Annotated in this window: 18 protein-coding genes; 14 read left to right on the top strand and 4 right to left on the bottom strand. The window is 76.0% G+C overall.

From position 1 onward, the window contains the following. Nucleotides 1-18: 18 nt before the first annotated feature. Nucleotides 19-720 carry an SDR family NAD(P)-dependent oxidoreductase gene (locus tag ACH9D3_RS15740; RefSeq protein WP_396411651.1) on the bottom strand — a complete coding sequence of 234 codons (702 nt, stop codon included), beginning with the start codon at nt 718-720 and terminating at the stop codon, nt 19-21. 223 nt (nt 721-943) lie between these two features. Here ACH9D3_RS15740 and ACH9D3_RS15735 point away from each other — a divergent pair, with 223 nt between their 5' ends. Then, nucleotides 944-2,338, top strand: coding sequence for an aldehyde dehydrogenase family protein (locus ACH9D3_RS15735; RefSeq protein WP_396411650.1), 1,395 nt, complete (start codon nt 944-946; stop codon nt 2,336-2,338). A 72-nt stretch (nt 2,339-2,410) separates the two neighbouring features. Here ACH9D3_RS15735 and ACH9D3_RS15730 read toward each other — a convergent pair whose 3' ends face one another. Both ACH9D3_RS15730 and ACH9D3_RS15725 read right to left on the bottom strand, forming a co-directional pair. Then, nucleotides 2,411-4,093, bottom strand: a complete 1,683-nt coding sequence (locus ACH9D3_RS15730) for an AarF/UbiB family protein (protein WP_396411649.1) — start codon at nt 4,091-4,093, stop codon at nt 2,411-2,413. Next, nucleotides 4,090-5,244 (bottom strand): hypothetical protein, encoded by a 1,155-nt coding sequence (locus tag ACH9D3_RS15725; RefSeq protein ID WP_396398244.1) that lies wholly within the window; start codon nt 5,242-5,244, stop codon nt 4,090-4,092. The genes ACH9D3_RS15730 and ACH9D3_RS15725 overlap by 4 nt, the downstream gene beginning before the upstream one ends. A 190-nt stretch (nt 5,245-5,434) precedes the next feature. Between ACH9D3_RS15725 and ACH9D3_RS15720 the strand changes: the two genes are divergently transcribed. Together ACH9D3_RS15720 and ACH9D3_RS15715 are read left to right on the top strand one after the other, a co-directional pair. Continuing rightward, the gene (locus ACH9D3_RS15720; protein WP_396411648.1) at nt 5,435-6,859 is read left to right on the top strand and encodes a hypothetical protein; all 1,425 of its coding nucleotides are present in this window, start codon (nt 5,435-5,437) and stop codon (nt 6,857-6,859) included. Between the two features lie 66 nt (nt 6,860-6,925). Beyond that, nucleotides 6,926-7,129, top strand: a complete 204-nt coding sequence (locus ACH9D3_RS15715) for a hypothetical protein (RefSeq protein ID WP_396398242.1) — start codon at nt 6,926-6,928, stop codon at nt 7,127-7,129. A gap of 118 nt (nt 7,130-7,247) precedes the next feature. Here ACH9D3_RS15715 and pepN read toward each other — a convergent pair whose 3' ends face one another. After that, on the bottom strand, nt 7,248-9,860 hold the full coding sequence (gene pepN / locus ACH9D3_RS15710) for an aminopeptidase N (protein ID WP_396411647.1): 2,613 nt from the start codon (nt 9,858-9,860) through the stop codon (nt 7,248-7,250). Nucleotides 9,861-9,965: 105 nt separating this feature from the next. Between pepN and ACH9D3_RS15705 the strand changes: the two genes are divergently transcribed. The 11 genes from ACH9D3_RS15705 to ACH9D3_RS15655 all read left to right on the top strand — a co-directional run bounded on the left by ACH9D3_RS15705 (nt 9,966) and on the right by ACH9D3_RS15655 (nt 23,262). Next, entirely contained in the window at nt 9,966-10,424 is a 459-nt protein-coding gene (locus tag ACH9D3_RS15705; RefSeq protein WP_396411646.1) for a DUF2243 domain-containing protein, read from the top strand. Further along, nucleotides 10,421-11,206, top strand: a complete 786-nt coding sequence (locus ACH9D3_RS15700; RefSeq protein WP_396411645.1) for a cytochrome c oxidase assembly protein — start codon at nt 10,421-10,423, stop codon at nt 11,204-11,206. Before ACH9D3_RS15705 ends, ACH9D3_RS15700 begins: the two co-directional genes overlap by 4 nt. 239 nt (nt 11,207-11,445) lie before the next feature. Continuing rightward, nucleotides 11,446-12,465: a polysaccharide pyruvyl transferase family protein gene (locus tag ACH9D3_RS15695; RefSeq protein WP_396411644.1), complete on the top strand. Its 1,020-nt coding sequence runs from the start codon at nt 11,446-11,448 to the stop codon at nt 12,463-12,465. 48 nt (nt 12,466-12,513) lie between these two features. Further along, the gene (locus ACH9D3_RS15690) at nt 12,514-14,151 is read left to right on the top strand and encodes a carbamoyltransferase C-terminal domain-containing protein (protein WP_396411643.1); all 1,638 of its coding nucleotides are present in this window, start codon (nt 12,514-12,516) and stop codon (nt 14,149-14,151) included. Next, nucleotides 14,148-15,806, top strand: a complete 1,659-nt coding sequence (locus tag ACH9D3_RS15685) for an HAD-IIIA family hydrolase (RefSeq protein WP_396411642.1) — start codon at nt 14,148-14,150, stop codon at nt 15,804-15,806. Before ACH9D3_RS15690 ends, ACH9D3_RS15685 begins: the two co-directional genes overlap by 4 nt. A 2-nt stretch (nt 15,807-15,808) precedes the next feature. Continuing rightward, nucleotides 15,809-16,921, top strand: coding sequence for a glycosyltransferase family 9 protein (locus ACH9D3_RS15680; RefSeq protein ID WP_396411641.1), 1,113 nt, complete (start codon nt 15,809-15,811; stop codon nt 16,919-16,921). Beyond that, nucleotides 16,909-17,868, top strand: coding sequence for a glycosyltransferase (locus tag ACH9D3_RS15675; protein WP_396398234.1), 960 nt, complete (start codon nt 16,909-16,911; stop codon nt 17,866-17,868). The genes ACH9D3_RS15680 and ACH9D3_RS15675 overlap by 13 nt, the downstream gene beginning before the upstream one ends. Further along, entirely contained in the window at nt 17,865-19,715 is a 1,851-nt protein-coding gene (locus ACH9D3_RS15670) for a glycosyltransferase (RefSeq protein ID WP_396411640.1), read from the top strand. Before ACH9D3_RS15675 ends, ACH9D3_RS15670 begins: the two co-directional genes overlap by 4 nt. Further along, the gene (locus ACH9D3_RS15665) at nt 19,712-21,121 is read left to right on the top strand and encodes a PfkB family carbohydrate kinase (RefSeq protein WP_396411639.1); all 1,410 of its coding nucleotides are present in this window, start codon (nt 19,712-19,714) and stop codon (nt 21,119-21,121) included. The genes ACH9D3_RS15670 and ACH9D3_RS15665 overlap by 4 nt, the downstream gene beginning before the upstream one ends. After that, nucleotides 21,111-22,139, top strand: a complete 1,029-nt coding sequence (locus ACH9D3_RS15660) for a glycosyltransferase family 9 protein (protein WP_396411638.1) — start codon at nt 21,111-21,113, stop codon at nt 22,137-22,139. The genes ACH9D3_RS15665 and ACH9D3_RS15660 overlap by 11 nt, the downstream gene beginning before the upstream one ends. A gap of 106 nt (nt 22,140-22,245) precedes the next feature. Then, a complete protein-coding gene (locus ACH9D3_RS15655) occupies nt 22,246-23,262 on the top strand; it encodes an NAD-dependent epimerase/dehydratase family protein (protein WP_396411637.1) in 1,017 nt (338 codons plus the stop codon). Nucleotides 23,263-23,269: the final 7 nt, after the last annotated feature.

Below are 23,269 nucleotides of genomic sequence, written 5' to 3'. Positions count from 1 at the left end.
GCCGCGCCCGACGGCCGATCAGGGCCAGGAGCCCTCCTCGGCGTGGGCGATGAACAGCTCGCGGATCTCGCAGCCCCGGGGCTGGGCGAGGGCGAACAGCACGGCGTCGGCCACGTTCTCCGGGTCGTTGAGCTGGGAGTCGTCCTGGGGCTTGTACTGCTCGTCCCGGTCGTCGAAGAAGCGGGTCTTCATGCCGCCGGGGATGAGCTGCGTGACCCCGACCTCGCCCTTGAGCTCCGCGGCCAGGGCCTGGCCGAAGCCCAGCACCCCGAACTTGGAGGCGCAGTAGGCCGTCGCGTCCGAGACGCCCTTCAGCGCCAGGGTGGACGCCACGGTGATCACCCGTCCCTGCGAGGCCCGCAGCGCGGGCAGCGCCGCACGCACCGTGGACACGGTGCCGAACAGGTTGACCTGCACCACCTTCTCCCACTCGGTGCTCGCCACGTCCTCCAGCCGGCCGCAGCGGTCGATCCCGGCCGCCGTGACCACCGCGTCCAGGCCGCCGGCGGTCTCGACGGCCTGCCGCACGGCCTCGGTCACCGCGGCGGTGTCCGCGACGTCGACCTCGTAGGCGGTCACGCCGGTCAGCGAGCTGATGTCCCGGTCCAGGACGACGGGGGTGCCGCCGCGCTCGCGGACCGCCTCCACCACGGCGGCGCCGAGCCCGGAGGCACCGCCGGTGATCAGGACCCGGCCGGGGTTGGTGGGCTGGTAACTCATGCAACTTCCTCTCTGCTGGACACGGTCCCGCCCGCGGCCGGTGCCGCGGGCGGGACGTGCTGCTCCTGGTCGGAACAAGGGGACAGGCCCCGCGGGTGCGGCGGCCTGGTCACTGCTACCGTAGCCGGTTCCGGGTCGTCGGTAAGTATGCTCATCGTGACGGCCCCCGGGGTGTCCGGACCCGCGCGGCCGCTGGACGCCCGCCCCACGGAGAAGGAGTTCCATGACCACCGCAGCACCCGCCACCGCCCCGACCACCGAGCTCACCGTGCTGGACCCGCGCGACGGCTCCACCGTGGGCACGCTGCCCGCGGCCACGGGGGACGAGGTCCGGGCCGCGGTCGCGACCGCCCGTGCCGCCGCCCGGGACTGGGCCCGGACCGCCCCCGAGGAGCGCGGCAAGGCCCTGCGCGCCGCCGCGGACCGCCTGGCCGAGCACGCCCAGGAGCTCGCCGAGCTCAACGCCCGCGAGACGGGCAAGCCCGTCGAGGAGTCCCTGGGCGGTGTCCTGGCCGGCGTCGGCACGCTCCACCAGTACGCGGAGCTCGGCCCCGTGCACCGGGGCCACAGCCTGCGCGGCAGCGCGCTGGCGGCGGACTACACCGTCGCGGAGCCGCGCGGCGTCGTCGTCGCCCTGACCCCCTGGAACGACCCCGTGGCCGTGGCCGCCGGGCTGCTCGGCGCGGCGGTCGTCACCGGCAACACGGTGGTGCACAAGCCCAGCGAGCGGTGCCCGCACGTGGGGGCCCGTCTCGGGGAGATCCTCGCCGGGGCGCTGCCGGCCGGGGTGCTGAGCACGCTCACCGGCGGCGCCGCCGTCGGGGAGCTGCTCACGGCGCTGCCGGACGTCGACGTCGTCGCGCACGTCGGCTCCACCGCCACCGGCGAGGCCATCGCCCGGGCGGCGGTCGGCACCGGGGCGCACGTGCTCCGGGAGAACGGCGGCAACGACGCCCTCGTGATCGACGACGACGTGGACCCGGTCTGGGCCGCCGGGCAGGCGGCGCTCGGCTCCTTCGCCAACTCGGGCCAGATCTGCGTGGCGGTCGAGCGCATCTACGTGCACCGCGGGGTGGCCGAGCCGTTCCTCACGGCCCTGGCCGAGGAGGCCCGCCGGCGCAACGCCGACGGCGCCCTCGCACCGCTGGTCGACGAGCGGATGCGCGAGGAGGTGCACCGCCAGGTCGCCGAGAGCGTCGCCCGGGGCGCGGTCGTGCTCGAGGGCGCGGAGATCCCCGAAGGACCCGGGGCGTTCTACCCGGCCACCGTGCTGCGCGAGTGCACCCCCGCCATGACGGTGATGACCGAGGAGACCTTCGGCCCCGTGGCCCCGGTCCAGGTGGTGGACAGCTTCGCGGAGGGGCTGCGCCGGGCCGCCGAGGACCGCTACGGGCTGGCCGCGACCGTGCTCACCGGGCGGATCGCCCACGCCCAGCGCGCCGTGGCCGAGCTGCCCGTGGGCACGCTGAAGGTCAACAACGTCTTCGGCGGCGCCCCGGGCGGTGCCGCGCAGCCGCGCCGGGCGTCCGGCGCGGGCTTCGGCTACGGACCCGAGCTGCTTGACGAGATGACCCAGGTCAAGGTCGTGCACCTCGAGATGCCGCCGGCCCGCGACTGACGGCCCGCAGCACCCGGCGCGGACGCGGCGGCGGGGAGGCCGGCCCCGGGCCGGTCCGCCCGCCGGCCCGGCTCAGAAGCGGCGGCGGACCCTGATGGCGCTGGCCAGCCGGCGCACCTTGGGCACGTTGGTGGAGAGCACGAGGTAGCCGGTGAGGGTGCCCACGGTGGTCGCGCCGCCCGCGATGAGGGGGGTGTGGAACTTCCCCCACCGCTCAGGGTCGGAGGCGAGGATGTGGGCCATGCCGTTGATGGACGCGGCGATCACCGCGCCGGCCACCACCTGGTGGCCGATCTTCTCGCCCCGCTTGAGCAGCGGCTCGAACTCGTCGGCGCGCAGGTGCACGTCGAACCCGCCGCGCTCCAGCACCAGGATGAGGCGGCGGAGGTACTCGGGCGCCTCCACCCCCATCTGCACCGCGTCCTGCAGGATGTCGCGCATCCGCTTGGCGAGGATCTCCGGGGAGAGCCGGTGCAGCACGAACCGCTGCGCGTACGGGGTGAGGACCGAGACGAGGTCGAACTCCGGGTCCAGGCCGGTGCCCACGGACTCGGCGGTGACGAGCATCCGCAGGAACAGGGCGGACTCGCGCGGCAGGTGCATCCGGTAGCGGCGCAGCAGCCCGATGAGGTCGCCCATGAGGTGGCCCACCCGCACCTCGTGCAGCGGCTTGTTGGCGTAGCGGCGCAGCATGACCGCCACGTCCCGGTCGAGGTCCTTCTTGTTGACGTCCTGCTCCTGCGACGTGAGCCCGATCAGCCCCGCGGCCACCCGGCGGGGGTTCTCCTGGACCACGCCGAGCATCAGGGTCACCAGGTGGTCCCGGAACTCGTCCGTGAGGGCGCCCATCATCCCGAAGTCGATGATGCCGATCCGCCCGCCGCCCTCCACGAAGAGGTTGCCCGGGTGCGGGTCGGCGTGGAAGAAGCCGTGCTCGAAGATCATCCGGCAGATGGCCTCGGTCGAGTCCACGGCCAGCAGGTGCCGGTCCAGGCCGGCGTTCTCGAGCGCGGGGTAGTCGTTGATCTTGATCCCGTGGATCCGCTCCATCGTGAGGATCCGGGACGTCGAGGCCTCCCAGAAGATCTCCGGGATGTGCACCCGGGGGTCGCCCATGAAGTTCTCGGCCATCCGCTGGGCGTTGCGGGCCTCCGTGAGGTAGTCCAGCTCGTCCCGCAGGGACTGGGCGAACTCGTCCGCGAGGCCGGTGAGGTCGAAGTGCTCCACCGCCGGCCAGTAGGTGGACAGCAGCTTGGCGAGCTCCGAGAGGATCTCCAGGTCCCGGTTGACCTCCTCGACGACTCCGGGCCGGCGCACCTTCACGATGACGTCCACCCCCTTGTACACGGCCGCGTGTGCCTGGCCGATGGACCCGGTGGCCAGGGGCACGGGGTCGATCTCGGCGAGGATCTCCTCCGCGGCGGAGTCGGGCTCCGACTCGATCATCGCGCGGATCCGCTCCGGCGGCACCGGCGGCGAGCTGTCCTGCAGCCGCGTCAGCTCCTGCACGTAGCGCGGCGGCAGCAGGTCCGGGCGGGTCGAGACCACCTGCCCGAGCTTCACGAACGTGGGGCCGAGCTCCTCGAGGGCCTGCCGCAGGTGCACGGGCTGGCTGTAGAGCTTGTCCGGGTCGATCAGCCGGACCCGGGCCAGCGGCCCGCGCCACTCCTCCTTGATCCCGCCGAGGGCGAAGCCGAAGCCGTGCTTCGAGAGCACCTCGAGGATCTGCAGGAAGCGTTCGCGGCGGCTGATCATCGGCGGACCGCTCCGGTGCTCATCCGGAACAGGTAGACGGCCATGAACCCGGTGGCCACGGCCACGATGAAGCACAGGGCGGTGACCAGCGGCTCGATGCCGAGGAACACCACGCCCGCGGCGCCCAGCGCCACGGTCAGGACGAGCAGCACCCACACGGCCACGTGCACCCGGCCGAGGGCGCCGGTGCCCGGGCCGGCGGAGGACCGCTGCGCGGACACGTCGTCGTCGTGCGGGGCGCGCTCGGCACCGCCCGCCGCGGGGGAGACGGCCAGGCCCTTGCGCCACTTCTTGGCGTTGCGCGAGCGGTCCGCCTCGGCCGGGACGTAGGCGTCCGGGACGGGGTGGCTGTCGGCCGGGGGCAGGAGCTCGGGGACGTCGTTGGGCAGCCGCTCGAACCACTCGGCGGGGATGTCCTCCGGACGCGCGGCCTGCAGGGTCATCGAGACCTCGAAGGCCGACCCCCGGATGGTCCCCCACACCGCGGTGAGCCGGTCGCGCTGGAACGCGTGGTCGATGATCGGGATGAACTGCTCGGACATCTGGGTGGACAGCCGCCCCACCTGCCGGCGCTCGTAGAGCACGTCGACGATGTCCAGCGTCTGGCCGTGGTGGTTGCGGACCTTGTTGGTCTCCAGGGTCAGCATCACGCGTCCCTCCCCGGACGGGGGGATCACGCCGTGCAGGTAGTCGGCGAACTCCTGCTCGTCCAGGACCTTGATGGACGGGCCCTGCGGCAGCACCGCGGCGTGCGTCGGGGGAGTGTTGAGGGGGAACAGCAGGTCCGGGGCCGCGATCGACAGCCGCGCCGCGGCGTCCACCTCCGCCTGCCCGTCCTGGCGCAGGACCGTGGCCTCCAGCTTCAGCGGCGCCACCGGCGTGTAGCCGGACGCGATGACCCGCGCGAGGTACGGCCAGTACCGCTGCGCGTCCTGCTGGGCGAGGTGCCCGATCTTGTTGGACCCGATCCGCACCGAGACGGTGTGCGGGTCGAAGGGGTTGTCCGGCTCCGGGACCAGCGCCGCGTTGCCCGTCCAGGTGCGTAGCTTGCCGAAGGACAGACCGCCGAACACCCGCATGATCTCGGTGTCGTAGAAGTTCTCCGTGATGATCTCCAGAGAGCCGCGGTCGTTGAGCGCGTAGTCGGTCATGGTCTCCCTCGATGGAGCTGGGGCATCAAGTCGTCAATAGCTTCTCACGATTCCCGGGACGGCCCGCGCACCGCCCGACCCGTACGGTGTCCGGGCCGACTGGTGCAATGATGGCCGACCAGGACACCGGGCGGGCCCCGGTGACCGCCCGGGACGAGAGCCGGACCGGGACCCGAGAGGAGGCGCGCGGATGCCCCAGGGCCAGGTTCCCCCGCCCGAGCCCGACCGCACGGCGGTGGACGTCGACGTGCTGCGCGCCCTGTTCCTCGACCCCGGGGACTGGATCCACCGCCGCGTGGAGTCCGTGCTCATGAGCCCCGACGGCGTCACCCGGCGCAAGGTCTCCCTCGACGTGGACCTCGCCGCCCGCGCCCCGTGGCCGGCCGACGCCGCCGGCCGGCTGCTGGTGCCCGTGACCATCCAGGCCAAGCAGCCGCTGCGCAACTTCGACGCCGTCTGCCAGGGCGACCCCCTGCCCGTCCTGAGCACGGAGGACAACGGCGCGCTCGCCGAGCAGCTCCTGCGCGGGCTGATCCCGGAGCAGCTGCCGCTCGCGGAGGCGGCCGTCCTGGCGGACGACCACGTGCCGGCGATCGTGCACGCCCCCGAGCTGCTCGTGGACGACGCCCTCGACGGGTTCTGGACCTACTGCGAGCACCTGCGCACGGTCGTCCGGGACCTCGTGGACCGGGGGGCGCTCCCGGCCGAGGACGCCGAGCACTGGGACGCCGACCTCGCGCTGTTCACCACGGTGGCCGACCAGCTCGCCCGGGGCTTCCTGCTGACCTTCGCGGTGCCCGCGGAGTTCGCGGGACGGCGGCTCGTGCTCAAGTACGCCATGGACGAGCAGTACGCCGCCGGGCGCCGGCCCCGGGCGCGGGACCGGCTGCGGCACTGCTGGATGCCGTGGGTGGGGCGGGTGGGCCTGCACGACCTCGCGTCCTGCCGCAGCTTCCACCTCGAGCTGACGGTGCCCCCGGAGGTCCGGCTGCACGAGTTCACGGTCCTCGCGCACGAGGGCGGGCGCGGCGGCGCCCCGGGGGGATCGCACCGGGCGGTGGACCGGGTGCTCGCCGAGGACCGCACCGTGCGGCAGTGGCCCGGGGCGGTGCGCGGCCACCTGGCGCTGCGGCCCACGTCCCGCTTCGACGACGCCTTCTGCGAGCTGGTCATCCTGCCGGCGCGGCAGGGCATCACGGCGTTCGCCTCCGTGGCGGTCACCGTCATCACCGCGGTCCTGCTGCTCGTCGGCCTCGTCTCGACCGTGCGGGAGCACGTCCTGGGGCCCGGCTGGGCGGTCCCGTCCGCGGCGGCGTCGATCGTGATGTCCGTGGTGGCGGTGCTGCTGTCCTGGATCAACCGGCAGCCGGAGCACGACATCTCCGTGCGCGTGATGCGCCCCCTGCGCTACGCGCTGAACCTCGAGGCCCTGGTCATGCTGATGCTCGCCGGGGCGGCGTCGGTGCCGTTCACGGCCGGGGCCGCCGCGGCGTACTGGACGGTGCTCGTGCTGCTGCACGTGCTGTCCCTCGTCCTGGTGGCCCGCACCTGGTGGGTGCGGCGGTCCGTGGACCGGGGCTGGTACACGTCCCGGGCACGGCGGTACCCCGGATGACCGGCGGCGCTCTGTTCAGTGGGGCGGCGGCCTCCTACACTGGAGGAGTCACGGAAAGGACCCACCATGGCCTATGACGCCCGGACCGGCCCGCAGGCGCCCCAGCCGCGCCGCGAGCGCCGCAACGACTCCAAGGTGAACCTGCTGCAGCTGGGCAACTCGTCGATGTCGCTCGGCCAGAGCCTCGACCGCCGGGTCTTCAAGTCCAACGCGGACGCCCAGCGCGCGGTGGACCGCGTCCTGCGCCGCTCGGGCCGCCCCGCCGCCTGAGCCGGACTCCCGGCCGCCCGCACGGGCGCCCGGAGCCACCGTTCCCCGCCGGCGATCCCCCAGATCCTCCCGGTCCGTACCCCGGGTGGGCCCGGGCACGGGGGACCCGGCGACCGGGTCAGGCCCGCGCAGCCGCCTGCGCCCGCAGGGCCCGCAGCAGGTGGTCGCGCTCCTCCACCAGGATCCGGCGCAGGGCGGCCGGGGCGCCGGCGTGGTTGCTCAGCCACAGCTCCGTGCGGGCGAGCACCGGGTGGTGCTCGGGGTCGCGGCCGGGCTCGAGATCGGCGTCGGAGGGATAGAGCCCCTGCACGATGCGGGTGGCCATCCCGATGGAGCGCCCCTCCCACACCTCCTCCAGCATGGCGAAGTACGGCTCGCGGTACGGCTCGAGCAGCTCCGCGGGACCGAGCCGGAACCCGGTGATCGTCGCCGTGAGCAGGTCGTTGGACAGCTCGTCACCGGTGATCGCCGCCCACGCCTCCGCCTTGGCGCGCGGGAGCGGGCGGGCGGCGCTCGTCCGGGCCCAGCCGACCTGCCCGCCGCGCGTCCGGTCCGCGGCGCGCTCCCGCTCCAGGGCGGCGTCCAGCCCGGGGTCCTCGCCGTGGCGGGTGGCCGCGAGCGCCGTCCACAGCGCCCAGCGCAGCTCCGGGCCGACCCGCAGCCCGGGCAGCGCGTCCCGCCCGCCGAGCAGGTCGCGCAGCCACCCGGCGTGGCTCCCGTCGCGCCGGGCCGTGCGCGCGGTGAGCCGGGCGAGGGCCAGCTGCCGGTCGCTGCCGGGGTCCGCCCGGCGCAGCTCCCGCACGGCGGCGTCGAGCAGCCGCCCGCGCAGGCGGTCCCGCCGGGCCGCCGGGGTGAAGCGCTCGACGGCCTCCACGGCGTGGTCCACGGCGGTGGAGAAGATCCCGGCCTGCGGCTCGGCGAAGCCGTGGTCGAGGACGGCGCCCACCCAGTCCCCGGGGTCCAGCTCGGCGTCCCGCGCGGCGTTCCACAGCGCCGACCACAGCTGGGCCCGGGCCATGCCGTCCTCCACGGAGGACAGCGAGCTCAGCGCCGTGGTGAGGGAGAGCGGGTCCGGGCGGGTCTTGGCGTAGGTGAGGTCCTCGTCGTTGACCACCAGCAGGGGGGCGGTCGAGCCCACGAGCTCGGGGACCTCCACGGAGGCCTCCGCCGGCAGGTCCACGCTCACCGTGCCGGTGCGCACCAGGACGTCCCCGGGGCCGCGCTCGTAGCCGCCGAGCAGCAGCCGGTGGGGGCGCAGGACCCCGGCCCCGGGGTCCTGGAGCAGCGCCGCGAAGGTCACGGTGCCGTCGGCGTCCCGGGCGAGGTCCAGGGACAGCGTCGAGACGCCGGAGGTGCCGAGCCAGCACTGCGCCCAGCCGCGCACGTCCCGCCCGGAGGCCTCCTCCAGCACGGCCAGGAAGTCCTCCAGGGTGGTCGACCCGTAGGCGTGGCGGCGGAAGTAGGCCCGGCACGCCTCGACGAACGCCTCGTAGCCCACGAACGCCACGAGCTGCTTGAGCACCGCGGCGCCCTTGGCGTAGGTGATGCCGTCGAAGTTCTGCCGGGCGGCCTCGAGGTCGGGGACGTCGGCGACCACCGGGTGGGTGGTGGGCAGCTGGTCCTGCCGGTACGCCCAGGCCTTCCGGCGGTCCGCGAACGCGACCCACGCCTCCTCGAAGTCCGTGGCCTGCACGGACGCGTGGGCGCCCATGAACTCCGCGAACGACTCCTTCAGCCACAGGTCGTCCCACCACGCCATGGTCACGAGGTCACCGAACCACATGTGGGACATCTCGTGCATGAGGGTGTTGGCCCGGCCCTGGAACTGGGCCCGGGTGGCCCCGTCCGGGAACAGGTACTCCTCGGTGAAGGTCACCAGCCCCGGGTTCTCCATGGCGCCCAGGTTGTACTCGGGCACGAACGCCTGCTCGTACTTGCCGAACGGGTACGGATGGTCGAAGAGCTCGGTGAAGAAGGTCAGGCCCTGCCGGGTCAGGTCGAGCAGCTCCCGGGAGTCCAGGTGCTCCGCCAGCGCGGCGCGGCAGTACAGGGCCAGCGGCACGGACATGCGGCTGCCGTCCTCGAAGGTGTGCCGCCACTCGCCCGCGACCCGGTGGTACGGGCCCGCCAGCACCGTGGTGATGTACGTGGAGATCCGCTGGGTGGGGGAGAACTCGTGCCGCACCGCGCCGTCCCGCTCGGCGTCCGGGGCCGGGGACGCCGCCATGCGCACCCCGTTGGAGGAGACCTGCCAGGCCGACGGGGCCAGCACCGTGAACCGGAAGGACGCCTTGAGGTCCGGCTGCTCGAAGTTCGCGAAGACCCGGCGGGCGTCCGCGGGCTCGTACTGCGTGTACAGATAGGTCAGCCCGTCGGCGGGGTCCACGAAACGGTGCATCCCCTCGCCCGAGCGCGAGTACAGCCCGCGCCCGGCCACCGACACCTCGTTGCTCGCCTCCAGCGACGGCAGGCGGATCCGGGCGCCCTCGACGACGTCGTCCGGGTCCAGCTCCCGGCCGTTGACGGTCACGGACTCCACGGAGTGCGCGATGAAGTCCAGGAACGTCTGGGCGCCCTCCTCGGCGGTGAAGCGCACGGTCGTCACGGACCGGAACGAGTCCTCCTCCGGGTCCGGCGCGGTGGACAGGTCCAGCAGCACGTCGTACTCCTCCACGGCGAGGAGCTCGGAACGGTCGGCGGCCTCGCGGCGGGTCAGGTTGTCGTTGCGCACCGTGCCATTGAACCACCCGGACCGCCCCGGCCGCCCGGCCCTGGACAGCCGGTGGGGCCGCCGTAGGCTGGACCGCGACCCCACCCGCGCGCACCAGGAGGACCCATGGCCGACCAGGACCGCCGGACCCTGCTCGCCGGCGCGCTGCTCGGGGCGGGCGTCGCCGCCTCCGTGGTGGACCTCGCCGTGTTCCACCTGCTCCTGCACTGGCACCACTTCTACGACCTGTCCACCACCGGCGTCGCGCTGTTCTCGGACGGGCTCTTCCACGCCTTCGGCTGGTTCGTCACGGTCGGCTCCCTCTTCCTGCTCGCCGACGTCCGGCGCCGGGGCCCCGTGTCCTGGGGCCGCTGGAGCGGCGCACTGCTCGTGGGCCTCGGCGCGTTCCAGCTCTTCGACGGCGTGGTCCTGCACAAGGTGCTCCGGATCCACCAGGTCCGCTACGACGTGGACCTGCTCGTCTACGACGCCGCCTGGATCGGCACGGCCGTGCTCGCGCTCGCCGTGGGCCTCGTGCTGCTCCGCCGGGCCCGCCCGGCCCCCTCCGTCCGCACGGGGCGATGACCCCCCACCACGGCTCCGCCGGCTGGGTCCTGCTCGACGCCGCCGTCCTCCTCCTGCTGGCCCTGGCCGCCGCCGGCTACGCCGCCGGGCTGTGGGCGGCGCGGCACCGCAGCCCGTGGCCGGTGCACCGCACGGTGCTGTGGGCGGCCGGACTCGCCTGCGCCGGGGCCGCGCTGGTCGGCCCGCTCGCCGAGGCGTCCCGGACCGGGTTCGCCGCCCACATGGCCGGGCACGTGCTGCTGGGCATGGCCGCCCCGCTGCTGCTGGTGCTCGCCGCCCCCGTGACCCTGGCGCTGCGCGCGCTGCCCGTGGCCCGGGCCCGGCTCCTGGCCCGGGTCCTGCGCACGCCGCCCGTGCGGGTCGTGACCCACCCGGTGGTGGCGGGGGTGCTCAACGCGGGCGGCCTGTGGCTGCTCTACACGACGGGGCTCTACGGTCTGATGCACGCCTCGCCGCTCCTGCACGCGGCGGTGCACGCCCACGTCCTGCTCGCCGGGTACCTCTTCACCGCGGCCGTGGCCGGGGTGGACCCGGACCCGCACCGGGGCTCGTTCCGGCTGCGCGCGGCGGTGCTCGTCGCTTTCCTGACCGTCCACTCGGTGCTCGCGAAACACCTGTACGGGCACCCGCCGGACGGCGTCGGGGCCTCCGACGCGCGGATCGGCGCCCAGGTCATGTACTACGGCGGGGACGTGGTGGACGTCGCCCTGGTCGTGGCGCTCTTCGCCCAGTGGTACGCCGCCGGACGACCCCGCGCCCGGACCGCCCCGGCTCCGGTCTGAGGCCGCCGGGTCAGCGTCCGGGGGTGGAGCGGGCGCGCGCCCCCGGCTCGGCCCCGAGCTCCGCGCGGCGGTCCTGCTGGACGGGACGTCGCGGCAGGCCGCCCGACCCGATCGCGGGGCCCGGACGTCCGTGGCGTGCGCCGCCGGTCGCCCCGCGGAGTCGTCGCCGGAGGTGACAGTCCCCACAGCGGGCCCGCCCGGTGCCCGCGGGACCTCTCGCGGCCGGTAGCGTCGGGCCCATGCGCACACTCGTGGTCGGTTGGTCCAGCGTCCTGCACGGCGAGGCGACGGCCGGCGACGTCCTCGCCATGGACGCCGTCGCCGACGCCCTCAGCACCGCGGGGATCCCGCACGACGTGGCCTGGAGCGCGGTCATGTGCCCGCCCGGCGGGCTGCGGCTCGACGCCGCGGACCCCGCCCGCTACACCCACCTGCTGTTCGTGTGCGGGCCCGCGACCGGACGCTCGATCGCCGAGCTGCACGAGCGCTTCGCCCACTGCCGCCGGATCGCGGTCGGGGTCAGCGTGCTCGACCCCGAGGACCCGGTGACCGCAGGCTTCCACCGGGTGATCGCCCGTGACCGGCCCGGTGCGCCCGGCCGCCGGGACCTGGCGGCGCGAGCCGTCCCCCAGCTCGTGCCCGTGCTGGGGGTCTACCTCACCTCCGGGCAGCACGAGTACGGCGCCCGCCGCCGGCACGACACCGTGCGGTCCGGACTGGAGGAGTGGCTGGGCGGCCTCGACGCCGCGCGCCTGCCCCTGGACACCCGGCTGGACCCGCGGGACTGGCGGCTGCCGGCCACCGCGGCGCAGGCGGGCTCGGTCATCGCCCGGCTCGACACCGTGGTGACCATGCGGATGCACGGTCTCGTCCTGGCCCTGCGGGCCGGAGTGCCCGTGCTCGCCGTCGACCCGGTGGCCGGCGGCGGCAAGGTCACGGCGCAGGCCCGCGCCTGGGACTGGCCGGCCGTGGTCGGAGCGGACGAGCTCGACGGCGGCCGGCTCGACGAGCAGCTGCGCTGGTGCCTGTCGCCGGACGGACGGTCGGCGGCCGGGGCGAGGGCCGCGAAGGCCCCGAGCGGGTTCGAGCAGCTCGACGAGCTCGTCCGGGAGCTCCTGGTGGACCCGGCCGGGGCGCCGGTCCACGATCCCGACCGCGCGTTCGACCGCGAGCTCGCGGGCCGCCTCGGCGGCGACCTCGGCATCGACCTCGCCCCCGGACCGCTCGAGGCGGCGGAGGCCGGCCGGAACCGCCGCTGACCGGCCCCAATATCAGCCGCCTGATCAGTTTGTGCAATACTCCGATCCATGAACTACCTGGGCATCAACGCGATTTTTCATGACCCCGCGGCGGCTCTCGTCGTGGACGGCCGAGTGGTGGCGGCCGCGGAGGAGGAGCGCTTCTCCCGGCGCAAGCACGGCAAGCGTCCCGTCCCGTTCTCGGCGTGGGAGCTGCCCGAGCAGGCGATGCGCTGGTGTCTCGCCGAGGCGGGCCTGACGCCCGCGGACCTGGACGCCGTCGGCTACTCGTTCGACCCGGCGATCGCCGCCGAGATGCCGGACGACCCCTACGACCCGGTCCGGGTGGACTACGCCCGCCGGGCGCCCGGCTTCCTCGCCGAGGCCCTGCCCGGTCTGGACCGCGGCAAGGTCCGCTTCGTGGAGCACCACGTGGCCCACGCCGCCTCCGCCGGCCTGGCGGCCCCCTCCCGCACGAGCAGCGTCCTGGTGGTCGACGGCCGCGGCGAGGCCCACTCGCACCTGGCCGGCCGCTACCGGGACGGGGAGCTGGAGATCCTGCACCGCCAGGCCCTGCCCGAGTCCCTCGGGCTGCTCTACGAGTCCCTCACCGACCACCTGGGCTTCCTGCGCTCGAGCGACGAGTTCAAGGTCATGGCCCTGGCCTCCTACGGCGAGCCGCGGTTCCTGCCCGAGCTGCGCGAGCTCGTCCGCGCCAAGGGCGACGGCGGCTTCTGCGCGCAGGCGCCCGACTGGACCCGCTTCGCGCCCCGCCGGATCGACGACGGCACCTGGGGCGGCGACCACGCCGACCTCGCCGCCTCCGTCCAGGCCGTGGTGGAGGAGGTCCTCGTGGACCTCGCCACCTGGCTGCACGAGCAGACCGGGGACCGGGTCCTGACGATGGCCGGCGGCACCGCCCTGAACTGCGTGGCGAACTCCCGGATCTGGCGCGAGACGCCCTTCGAGGAGGTCTGGGTCCAGCCCGCCTCCGGCGACTCCGGGACCGCGCTGGGCGCGGCCCTGCACCTGGCCCAGGAGGCCGGGGAGCTCGGCGCCCCCCAGCCGACCGCGGCCCTCGGGCGCAGCTGGTCCGACGACGAGCTCGCGCAGTGGCTGACCACCGCCCAGGTGCCCTTCACCACCCCCGAGGACCTCGCCGGGGAGGTCGCCGACATCCTCGCGGAGGACGGCGTGATCGCGTGGTTCGACGGCCGCAGCGAGTTCGGCCCGCGCGCCCTGGGCCGCCGCTCCCTCCTGGCGAACCCCATGCGCGCCGAGAACCTCGAGCGGCTCAACGACGTCAAGGGCCGTGAGCAGTTCCGGCCCGTGGCGCCCATGGTCCTCGAGGAGCGGGCCGCGGAGATCTTCGGGGGAGGACCGATGCCGAGCCCGTTCATGCTCTTTGTCCACGACGTGGCCCCCGAGTGGCGCGAGCGCATCCCCACCGTCACGCACGTGGACGGCACCGCCCGCATCCAGACGGTCACCGACGAGGATAACGCCGGGATCGCGGCGCTGCTGCGTGCCTTCGACGAGCGCACGGGCGTGCCCGTCGTCGTCAACACCTCGCTCAACACCGCCGGCCGTCCCATGGTGGACGACCCGCGCGACGCTCTCGAGCTGTTCGGCTCCGCCCCGGTGGCCGCGCTCGTGCTCGGCCCGCACATGGTCAGCCGCGCCGCGTTCTTCCAGGGGCCCCGATGACGCCGGCCCCCGCGAGCTACGCCGTGGTCGTCCCCTCGGTGGGCCGGCCCACGCTCCAGTGGCTGCTGGACACGCTCAGCGCCCAGGACGTCGACGCCCAGCACCCCGGACCGCTCGAGGTCGTGGTGGTCGACGACCGCCCCGGCGACGTCGAACCGCTCCGCCCGACCGTGCCGGACACCGTCGCCTGGACCGTGCGTACGGTGCGCGGCCACGGCCGGGGCCCGGCCGCGGCGCGCAACCGGGGGTGGCGTGCCGCCCGCCGCTCGGGGGCCGAGTGGATCGCCTTCCTCGACGACGACGTGGAGCTGCCCGCCGGCTGGGCCCGGCAGCTGGCCGAGGACCTCGCCGCCTGCGGACCCGGGACCGGCGCGACGCAGGGGCGCATCGACGTCCCGCTGCCGGACTCCCGGCGGCCCACCGACTGGGAGCGCAACACCGCGTCCCTGCAGGACGCCGACTGGGCGACCGCGGACATGGCCTACCGGGTGGCCGCCCTCGAGGCCGTCTCCGGCTTCGACGAGCGCTTCCCGCGCGCCTACCGCGAGGACGCCGACCTCGCCCTGCGCGTGCGCCGGGCGGGGTGGCAGCTGGCGCGCGGCCGGCGGCGGATCACCCACCCCGTGCGTCCGGCCGACGACCTCGTGAGCCTGCGCGTGCAGGCCGGCAACGCCGACGACGCCCTCATGCGCCGGCTGCACGGACCCGACTGGCGCCGCGCGGCCGAGGCTCCTCCCGGCGGCTTCCCGTGGCACGTCGCGACGGTCGCCGCCCTGGCCACGGCCGGTGCGGGGGCCGGTTCCGCGCTCACGGCCACCGTCCTCGGCCGGCGCTCCGCCCGCCGCGCGGCCCTGGCCGCGGCCGGCGCCGGCGCGGTGGCCTGGACCTGGCTGACCGGGCGGTTCGTGCTGCTGCGCACGGTCCCGGGACCGCGCCCGGGGGACCCGGAGTTCCTGCCGGAACTCCACCGGATGCTCCGCACCAGCGCCGCGATCCCCGTGGCCGCCGTGCGGCACAAGGCCCGGGGCTGGTGGCGGCACCGGGAGACCGGTCCCTGGCCCGTGCCGGTGCGCGCCGTGCTCTTCGACCGGGACGGCACCCTGGTCCACGACGTTCCGTACAACGGGGATCCCGACGCCGTCGAGCTCGTCCCCGGGGCCCGCGAGGCGGTGGACGCCGTGCGCGCGGCCGGGTGGAGGATCGGCGTGGTGTCCAACCAGTCGGGGATCAGCCGCGGGCTGCTGACCCGCGAGGAGGTCGACGCCGTCAACGCGCGCGTGAGCGAGCTGCTCGGGCCCTTCGACACCTGGCAGGTGTGCCCGCACGCCCCGGAGCAGGACTGCCCGTGCCGCAAGCCCCGGCCGGGCATGGTCCGCGCCGCCGCCGCCGCGCTCGGCGTGGACCCGTCCCAGTGCGTGCTGATTGGGGACATCGGCGCGGACGTCGAGGCCGCCCAGGCCGCCGGCGCGCGCAGCGTCCTGGTCCCCACCCCGGTGACCCGCGAGGAGGAGGTCGCCGCCGCGCCCGTCGTCGCCCGGACCCTGCGCGACGCCGTCGCGGCCGTCGTCGCCCCCGCTGCGCACGGCGGCCCGGCCGCCCGCCAGGACGCGCGCCCGACCGAGGTCCCGGCCGTGGCGGCCGGGTCCCGGGGCTGAGCATGGGCCGCACCCTCGCCGTCCGCCTCGACTCGGACGGGGACGTCCTGCTGACCGGGCCCGCCGTCCGCGCCCTGGCCCGGCTGGGGCACCCCGTGGACCTGCTGGCCTCCCCGTCCGGCGCCGCCGCCGGCCGGCTGCTGCCGGACGTGGCCGAGGTGCTCGAGTACCCCGCGCCGTGGTCGGGCTTCCGGCCCCCGCCCGTGGACCGGGACGCGACGACGGCCCTCGTCGACGACCTCGCCGCCCGCGGCTACGACCTCGCGGTGGTCTTCACGTCCTTCCACCAGAGCCCCCTGCCCATGGCCCTGCTGGCCCGGCTCGCCGGGATCGACCGCGTGGTCGGCACGAGCGAGGACTATCCGGGGTCGCTGCTGGACGTCCGGCACCGCCGCGCGGACCCGCCCGGTGGGGGCCACGAGGTCGAGGCGGCGGTGGAGGTCGCGGTCGCCGCCGGCGCCCCGCGGCCCGCCCCCGAGGAGCTGCGCCTCGCGGTGCGCCGTCCCCTCCCGTCCCTGCCCGCGGCGGTCGCGGCCCTGCCGGGGCCGTACGTGGTCCTGCACCCGGGCGCCTCCGTGCCCTCGCGCGGGCTGACGCCCGAGCACGCCGGCGCCCTCGCGGCGGGGCTCGCGGACGCCGGGCACGCCGTGGTGCTCACCGGCGGGCCGGGGGAGCGCGGGCTCACCGCCGCGACCCTCGACGCCGCGCGGTCCGCCCCGCTCGGAGTCGCCCCGCCCCGCGGCGCCGTGCTCGACCTCGGCGGCCGGACCGACCTGCCCGGCCTCGCCGCCGTGCTGGACGCCGCGGCGTGCGTCGTGGTGGGCAACACGGGCCCGGCGCACCTCGCGGCGGCCGTCGGGACCCCCGTGGTGTCCCTCTTCTCCCCGGTCGTCCCGCCCGAGCGGTGGGCGCCCTACGGCGTGCCGGTCGTGCTGCTGGGGGACCAGGGCGCGGACTGCCGGGGCTCCCGTGCCCGGGACTGCCCCGTCCCGGGGCACCCGTGCCTGTCCTCCGTGTCCCCCGCGACGGTGCTCGCCGCCGTCGCGGAGCTGACGGACGGCACCCCGGCCGCCACAGTCACCGAACCGGAAGGAGGGCGCGGGTGCGCATCCTGACCTGGCACGTCCACGGCTCGTGGACGACGTCGTTCGTGCACGGACCCCACACCTACCTGCTGCCCGTCGTCGCGGACCGCGGCCCCGACGGCCGGGGCCGCGCCGAGACCTGGGACTGGCCCGCCGCCGCGGTGGAGCTCACCCCGGACGAGCTGGCCGACGCCGCGTTCGACGTGGTGGTCCTGCAGCGCCCCCACGAGCTGGAGCTGCTCGAGCGCTGGACCGGGCGCCGGGCGGGCACCGACGTCCCGGCCGTCTACGTCGAGCACGACACGCCCCGGGGACCCGCGGTGGCCACCCGCCACCCCCTGGCCGGGCGCTCGGACGTCCCCGTGGTGCACGTGACGCACTTCAACCGGATGATGTGGGACAACGGCGACGCGCCCACCGAGGTGGTGGAGCACGGTGTCCTGGACCCGGGCCCGCTCTACACCGGGCGCACGGCCAGTCTGGCCGCCGTGGTCAACGAGCCCGTCCGGCGCGGGCGGATCGCCGGCACCGACCTGCTGACCGCCCTGGCCGAGGAGCTGCCCGTGGACGTCTACGGGATGGGGATGGACCGCCTGGCCGAGCACGCGCCCCACATGGCCGGGCGGCTGCACGAGAACTATCCTCAGGAGAAGCTGCACGCGGCCCTCGGCGAGCACCGGGCCTACTTCCACCCCTACCGGTGGACGAGCCTGGGTCTGGCGCTGCTGGAGGCCATGACCCTCGGGATGCCCGTGCTCGGGCTCTCGACCACCGAGGCGCCGCGGGCCGTGCCGCCCGCCGCGGGGCTGCTCTCCAACGACCCGGAGGCCCTCGCGGCGCAGGCCCGGCAGTGGCTGGAGGACCCGGACGCGGCGGCCGCCGCGGGCACCGCCGCCCGCGAGCACGCCCTGAGACACTACGGTTCGGACCGCTTCCTCGCGGACTGGGACCGCATCCTGGAGAAGGTGACAGCATGAGAATCGCAATGGTCTCCGAGCACGCCAGCCCGCTGGCCGCGCTCGGCGGCGTCGACGCCGGGGGGCAGAACGTCTACGTGGCCGCCCTGGCCGAGGGCCTCGCCCGTCTGGGCCACGACGTCGTCGTCTACACCCGGCGCGACGACCCGCGGCTCCCCGCGGAGGTCGAGCTCGCGCCCCGGGCCCGCGTGGTCCACGTCCCGGCGGGGCCCCCCAGCCTGCTGCCCAAGGACGACCTCGCCCCGTACATGGACGAGTTCGGCCGCTGGCTCGCCCGCGACTGGGCCCGGGACGGGGCCCCCGACCTCGTGCACGCCCACTTCTGGATGTCCGGGCTCGCGGCCCGCCGCGCCGCGGAGACCCTGCAGATCCCGGTGGTGCAGACCTTCCACGCCCTCGGGGCCGTCAAGCGCCGGCACCAGGGCGCGGCCGACACCAGCCCCACCGGCCGGCTCGCCGCCGAGAACGAGCTCGTCGCCGCCGCCGACCTGGTCCTGGCCACGTGCCGGGACGAGCGCGCCGAGCTGCTCGCGCTCGGCGGGGACCCCGGACGGATCGACGTGGTCCCGTGCGGCGTGGACCTCGACGCCTTCGTGCCCGCCCCGCTGCCGGCCGTCGACCGCCCGCCCCGGATCGTGGCGCTCGGCCGGCTCGTGGAGCGCAAGGGCGTGGACGTCGTCGTGCGCGCCCTGGCCGAGCTGCCCGGGACGGAGCTCGTCGTGGCGGGCGGCCCCGACCGCTCCGAGCTGGGCCGCGACCCCGAGGCCGTGCGCCTGCGGGCGCTGGCCCGGGAGCTCGGTGTGGCGGACCGCGTGCAGCTCCTCGGCCGGGTGGGCCACGACGACGCCGCGGCGCTGCTGGCCACCGCGCACGTCGTCGCCTGCACCCCCTGGTACGAGCCCTTCGGCATGGTGCCGCTCGAGGCGATGGCCTGCGCCCGCCCCGTGGTGGGCACCGCGGTGGGCGGGCTGCTCGACAGCATCGAGGACGGGGTGACCGGTCTGCACGTGCCTCCGCGGGACGTCCCCGGGACCGCGGCCGCCCTCCGCACCCTCCTGGAGGACCCCGAGCTGGCCGCCCGCATGGGGCGCGCCGGGCGGGACCGCGTGCAGCGTCTCTTCGGCTGGGAGCACGTGGCCCGGGAGACGGAGCGCTCCTACGCCCGGGTCGTCGAACGGCACCGCCGGGAGAGCCCGTCCCTGCTGGGGCTGACCGAGCGCTGGCTCGGCACGCACCTGGACGAGCTGACGGTCGCCGCCCGCGACGCCGCCCAGCACGCCGACGTCGTGGACCGGTGGGGCGCCCGCCTCGCCGGTCTGCTGACGGACGGCGGGCGGGTGCTCGCCGTGGGCAACGGCGGCAGCGCCGCGGAGGCCCAGCACTTCACCGCGGAGCTCGTGGGGCGCTTCGTCGACGACCGCCGGCCGCTGTCCGCCGTGTGCCTGTCCGCGGAGACCTCGAGCCTCACCGCCATCGCCAACGACTACGGCGTGGAGGAGGTCTTCGCCCGCCAGGTCCAGGCCCACGGCCGGGCGGGCGACGTGCTCGTCGTGCTCTCCACCAGCGGGCGCAGCCCCAACGTCCTGGCCGCGGCCGAACGGGCGCGGGCGCACGGCCTGCACGTCTGGGCGCTCACCGGCCCCGGCCCCAACCCGCTGACCGAGCTCGCGGACGAGGCCCTGACCGTCGCCGCGCCCAGCACCTCGGTGATCCAGGAGGTCCACCTCATGCTGCTGCACGCGGTCTGCGCCGCCGTCGACGCGCGGCTGGCACCGGTCGCGGGGCGCGCCGCGCCGGCCGGGACCGAGGCCCCGGCGCGGACGGCCGTCCGGGCGGGGGTCCTGTGAGCACCTCGCACATCGTCGTGGTGGGCGACGCCCTGCTGGACCGGGACGTGTCCGGCACCTCGACCCGCCTCAGTCCCGACGCGCCGGTCCCCGTGGTCGACGTCGACGCCGTCTTCGCCAGCCCCGGCGGGGCGGGCCTGGCGGCGCTGCTGTGCACGGAGCCTCCCGCCGCCGGCTCCGTCGCGGCGGTCACCGTGACCCTCCTGGCCCCCGCCGCGGACGACGCCGCCGGGCAGGAGCTGGCCGGGGCGCTCGGCGAGGTCGCCCTGGAACGCCTCGGGCACGAGGGCGGGACGCGCACCAAGACCCGCGTCCGCAGCGCGGGTCAGACGCTCGTGCGCGTGGACGAGGGCGGGCCGGGCACCCCGGTCGGCGTCTCGGCCGAGCACGTGGCCGGTGTCCTGGCCGGGGCGGACGCCGTCCTGGTCTCCGACTACGGGGGAGGCGTCACGCGCGACCCCGCCGTGCGCGCCGCGCTCCAGGAGCACGCCCGCGGCGGCGTGGTGGTGTGGGACCCCCACCCGCGCGGCGGGGACCCCGTGCCGGGGTGCACGCTCGTCACCCCGAACGCCGCCGAGGCCGCGGCCGCCCTCGGGGACTCCGCTCCCGGGACGCCCCGGGACCTCGCGGGCGCCCTGCGCCGGCGCTGGGAGGCCCACGCCGTGGCCGTCACCGCGGGCGCGGACGGGGCGTACCTGGCCACGTCCACCGGCACCGAGCTCGTGCCCGCGGCGCCCGTGCACCACACCGACCCCTGCGGGGCGGGCGACCGGTTCGCCTCCGCGGCCGCCCTCGCCCTGGCCGGCGGCAGGCACGTGACGGCCGCCGTGGAGAGCGCGGTCGAGGCCGCGGGCCAGTGGGTCGCCGCGGGCGGGGCCGCCACCTACCGCAGCCGCCGCACCGCCGGCGCGCAGGGCGGCGCGGCCCTGCACCCGGGCGCCGAGCGGCTGCCCCGCGAGGTGCAGGAGCTGCTGGGCGAGGTCCGCGGCCGGGGCGGGACCGTCGTGGCCACCGGCGGCTGCTTCGACGTCCTGCACGCCGGGCACATCGCCTCCCTCGACGCCGCGCGCCGGCTCGGCGACGCCCTCGTGGTGCTGCTGAACTCCGACGACTCGGTCCGCCGGCTCAAGGGCCCGGGACGCCCGGTGGTCGGCGACTCCGACCGCGCCCGCGTCCTGGGCGCCCTGCGCAGCGTCGACGCGGTCGTCGTCTTCGACGAGGACGACCCGCGCGCGGCACTCAACGCGCTCCGCCCGGACGTGTGGGTGAAGGGCGGGGACTACACGCCCGAGCAGCTCCCCGAGGCCGCCGACGTGCGCGGCTGGGGCGGCACCGTCACCGTGCTGCCCTACCTCTCCGGGCGCTCGACCACCGCGATCCTGCAGAAGGCCGGCCGTGACCGCTGAGTCCGGCACCGCCACCGCTGCCGCCGCCGGCTCCGGGACCGCCGGTCCCGGACGGTGGACGGTGGAACCCGCGACGATCGGCCCCGGGGACGTCCTCGTGCTGCGCGCCCTCGGGCTCGGGGACACCCTGACGGCCGTGGCCCCCCTGCGCGGCGTGCGCCGGATGCTGCCCGGGCACCGGCTCGTGCTCGCGGCCCCCGAGGGAGTGGGCACGTGGCTCGCCGAGCTCGGCGTCGTCGACGGCGTGCTGCCCCTCCCGGGGCTCGTGCCCCTGCCGCCCGTGGCCGGGGGACACGTCGCCGTGAACCTGCACGGGCGCGGACCGCTCAGCCACGAGCTGCTCCTCGGCTCCCGGCCCGGGCGGCTCGTCGCCTTCGCAGCACCCGGGACCGGCCACGACGGCCCGGACTGGCGCGCGGACGAGCACGAGGTGCAGCGGTGGTGCCGGCTGGTGGGCGCGGCCGGCGGCCCGTGCGGGCCCGAGGACCTGCGCCTGCGCACCCACCGGCCTCCGCCCGCCGGCGCCCCCGTGCTGATCCACCCGGGCGCGGCCTCCGCGTCCCGCCGCTGGCCGGCCGAGCGGTGGCACGAGGTCGCCGCCGCCCTGGCGGCGGACGGGCACCGCATCGTGGTGACCGGCTCCCCGGCCGAGGAGGAGCTCGCCGCCGCGGTCGTGGCCGGGGTCGACGCCGCGGAGAACCGGTGCGGCCGCTCCGACCTGGACGGACTGGCCGACACCGTCGGCGCCGCCGCCGTGGTGCTCAGCGCCGACACCGGCGTGGCCCACGTGGCCACCGCGCTGGCCGTGCGCTCCGTGGTGCTCTTCGGCCCGACCCCACCCGCCTGGTGGGGCCCCGCCGTGGACGCCGACCTGCACACCGTGCTGTGGCACGGCGACCCGGCCGCGCAGGCATGGGGCGACCCCCACGCGGACCGGCTGGACGAGCGGCTCGCGGCGGTCACGCCCGCCGAGGTGCTCGCCGCGGCCCGGGCCCAGCTGGGCGCGCACCGCACCTGACCCCGCCGGCCCGGCCCTCCCGCCCGTCCCGCACCTCGACCACCACCCCGACCACCACCCCGACCGTCGATCCGGATCCGCACCGGATCCGATCCAGAGGAGCACCGTGAACGCCACGACGAACGCGACCAGCACAGCGGGCGCCGCCCGACCGATCCGCCGGGCCGTCGTGACCGGCGGGACCGGCTTCCTGGGCAGCCACCTGTGCACCGAGCTGCGCCGCCGCGAGGTGGAGGTCGTGTGCCTGGACAACTTCCTCACCGGTTCGGCCGCCAACATCGAGCACCTCGTGGGCGACCCCGGCTTCCGGCTCGTCCAGTGCGACGTCACCGACTACGTGCACGTGCCCGGCGACGTGGACCTGGTCCTGCACTTCGCCTCCCCGGCCTCCCCGATCGACTACCTGAAGCTGCCCATCCACACGCTGAAGGTGGGCTCGATCGGGACCCACCACGCCCTGGGCCTGGCCAAGGACAAGGGCGCCCGCTTCGTGCTCGCCTCGACCTCGGAGGTCTACGGCGATCCGCAGGTCCACCCGCAGCCGGAGAGCTACTGGGGCCACGTGAACCCGGTGGGCCCGCGCGGGGTCTACGACGAGGCCAAGCGCTTCGCGGAGGCCCTGACGGTGGCCTACCGCGCCGAGCACGGGGTGGACACGGCGATCGTGCGGATCTTCAACACCTTCGGACCGAGGATGCGGCCCTTCGACGGCCGTGCGATCCCCACGTTCATCCGCCAGGCCCTGGCGGGGGAGCCGCTCACCGTGGCCGGCGACGGCGGCCAGACCCGCTCCGTGTGCTACGTCTCCGACCTCGTGCGCGGCATCCTGGCCCTGGCCGGCAGCGGGCACAGTGGACCCATGAACATCGGCAACCCGCACGAGCTGTCCGTGCTGCAGATCGCCCGCGACGTCGTCGCCGCGACGGGCTCGTCCTCGGAGCTCGTGTTCGTCGACCGGCCCGTCGACGACCCCATGGTGCGCCGGCCCGACACCACGCTGGCCACCGAGGTCCTCGGCTGGGCCCCGGAGGTCCCGTGGGCGGACGGGCTGGAGCGCACGGTCGCGTGGTTCCGGGAGGGCGCCGGCCTGCCCCGGACGGGCGACGCGGCGCGGTCCCGCTGACGGCCCC

Source organism: Kocuria kalidii (assembly GCF_044462225.1).
GTDB classification, from domain to species: Bacteria; Actinomycetota; Actinomycetes; order Actinomycetales; family Micrococcaceae; genus Kocuria; species Kocuria kalidii.
This window is presented reverse-complemented; position numbering and strand designations above follow the sequence as displayed.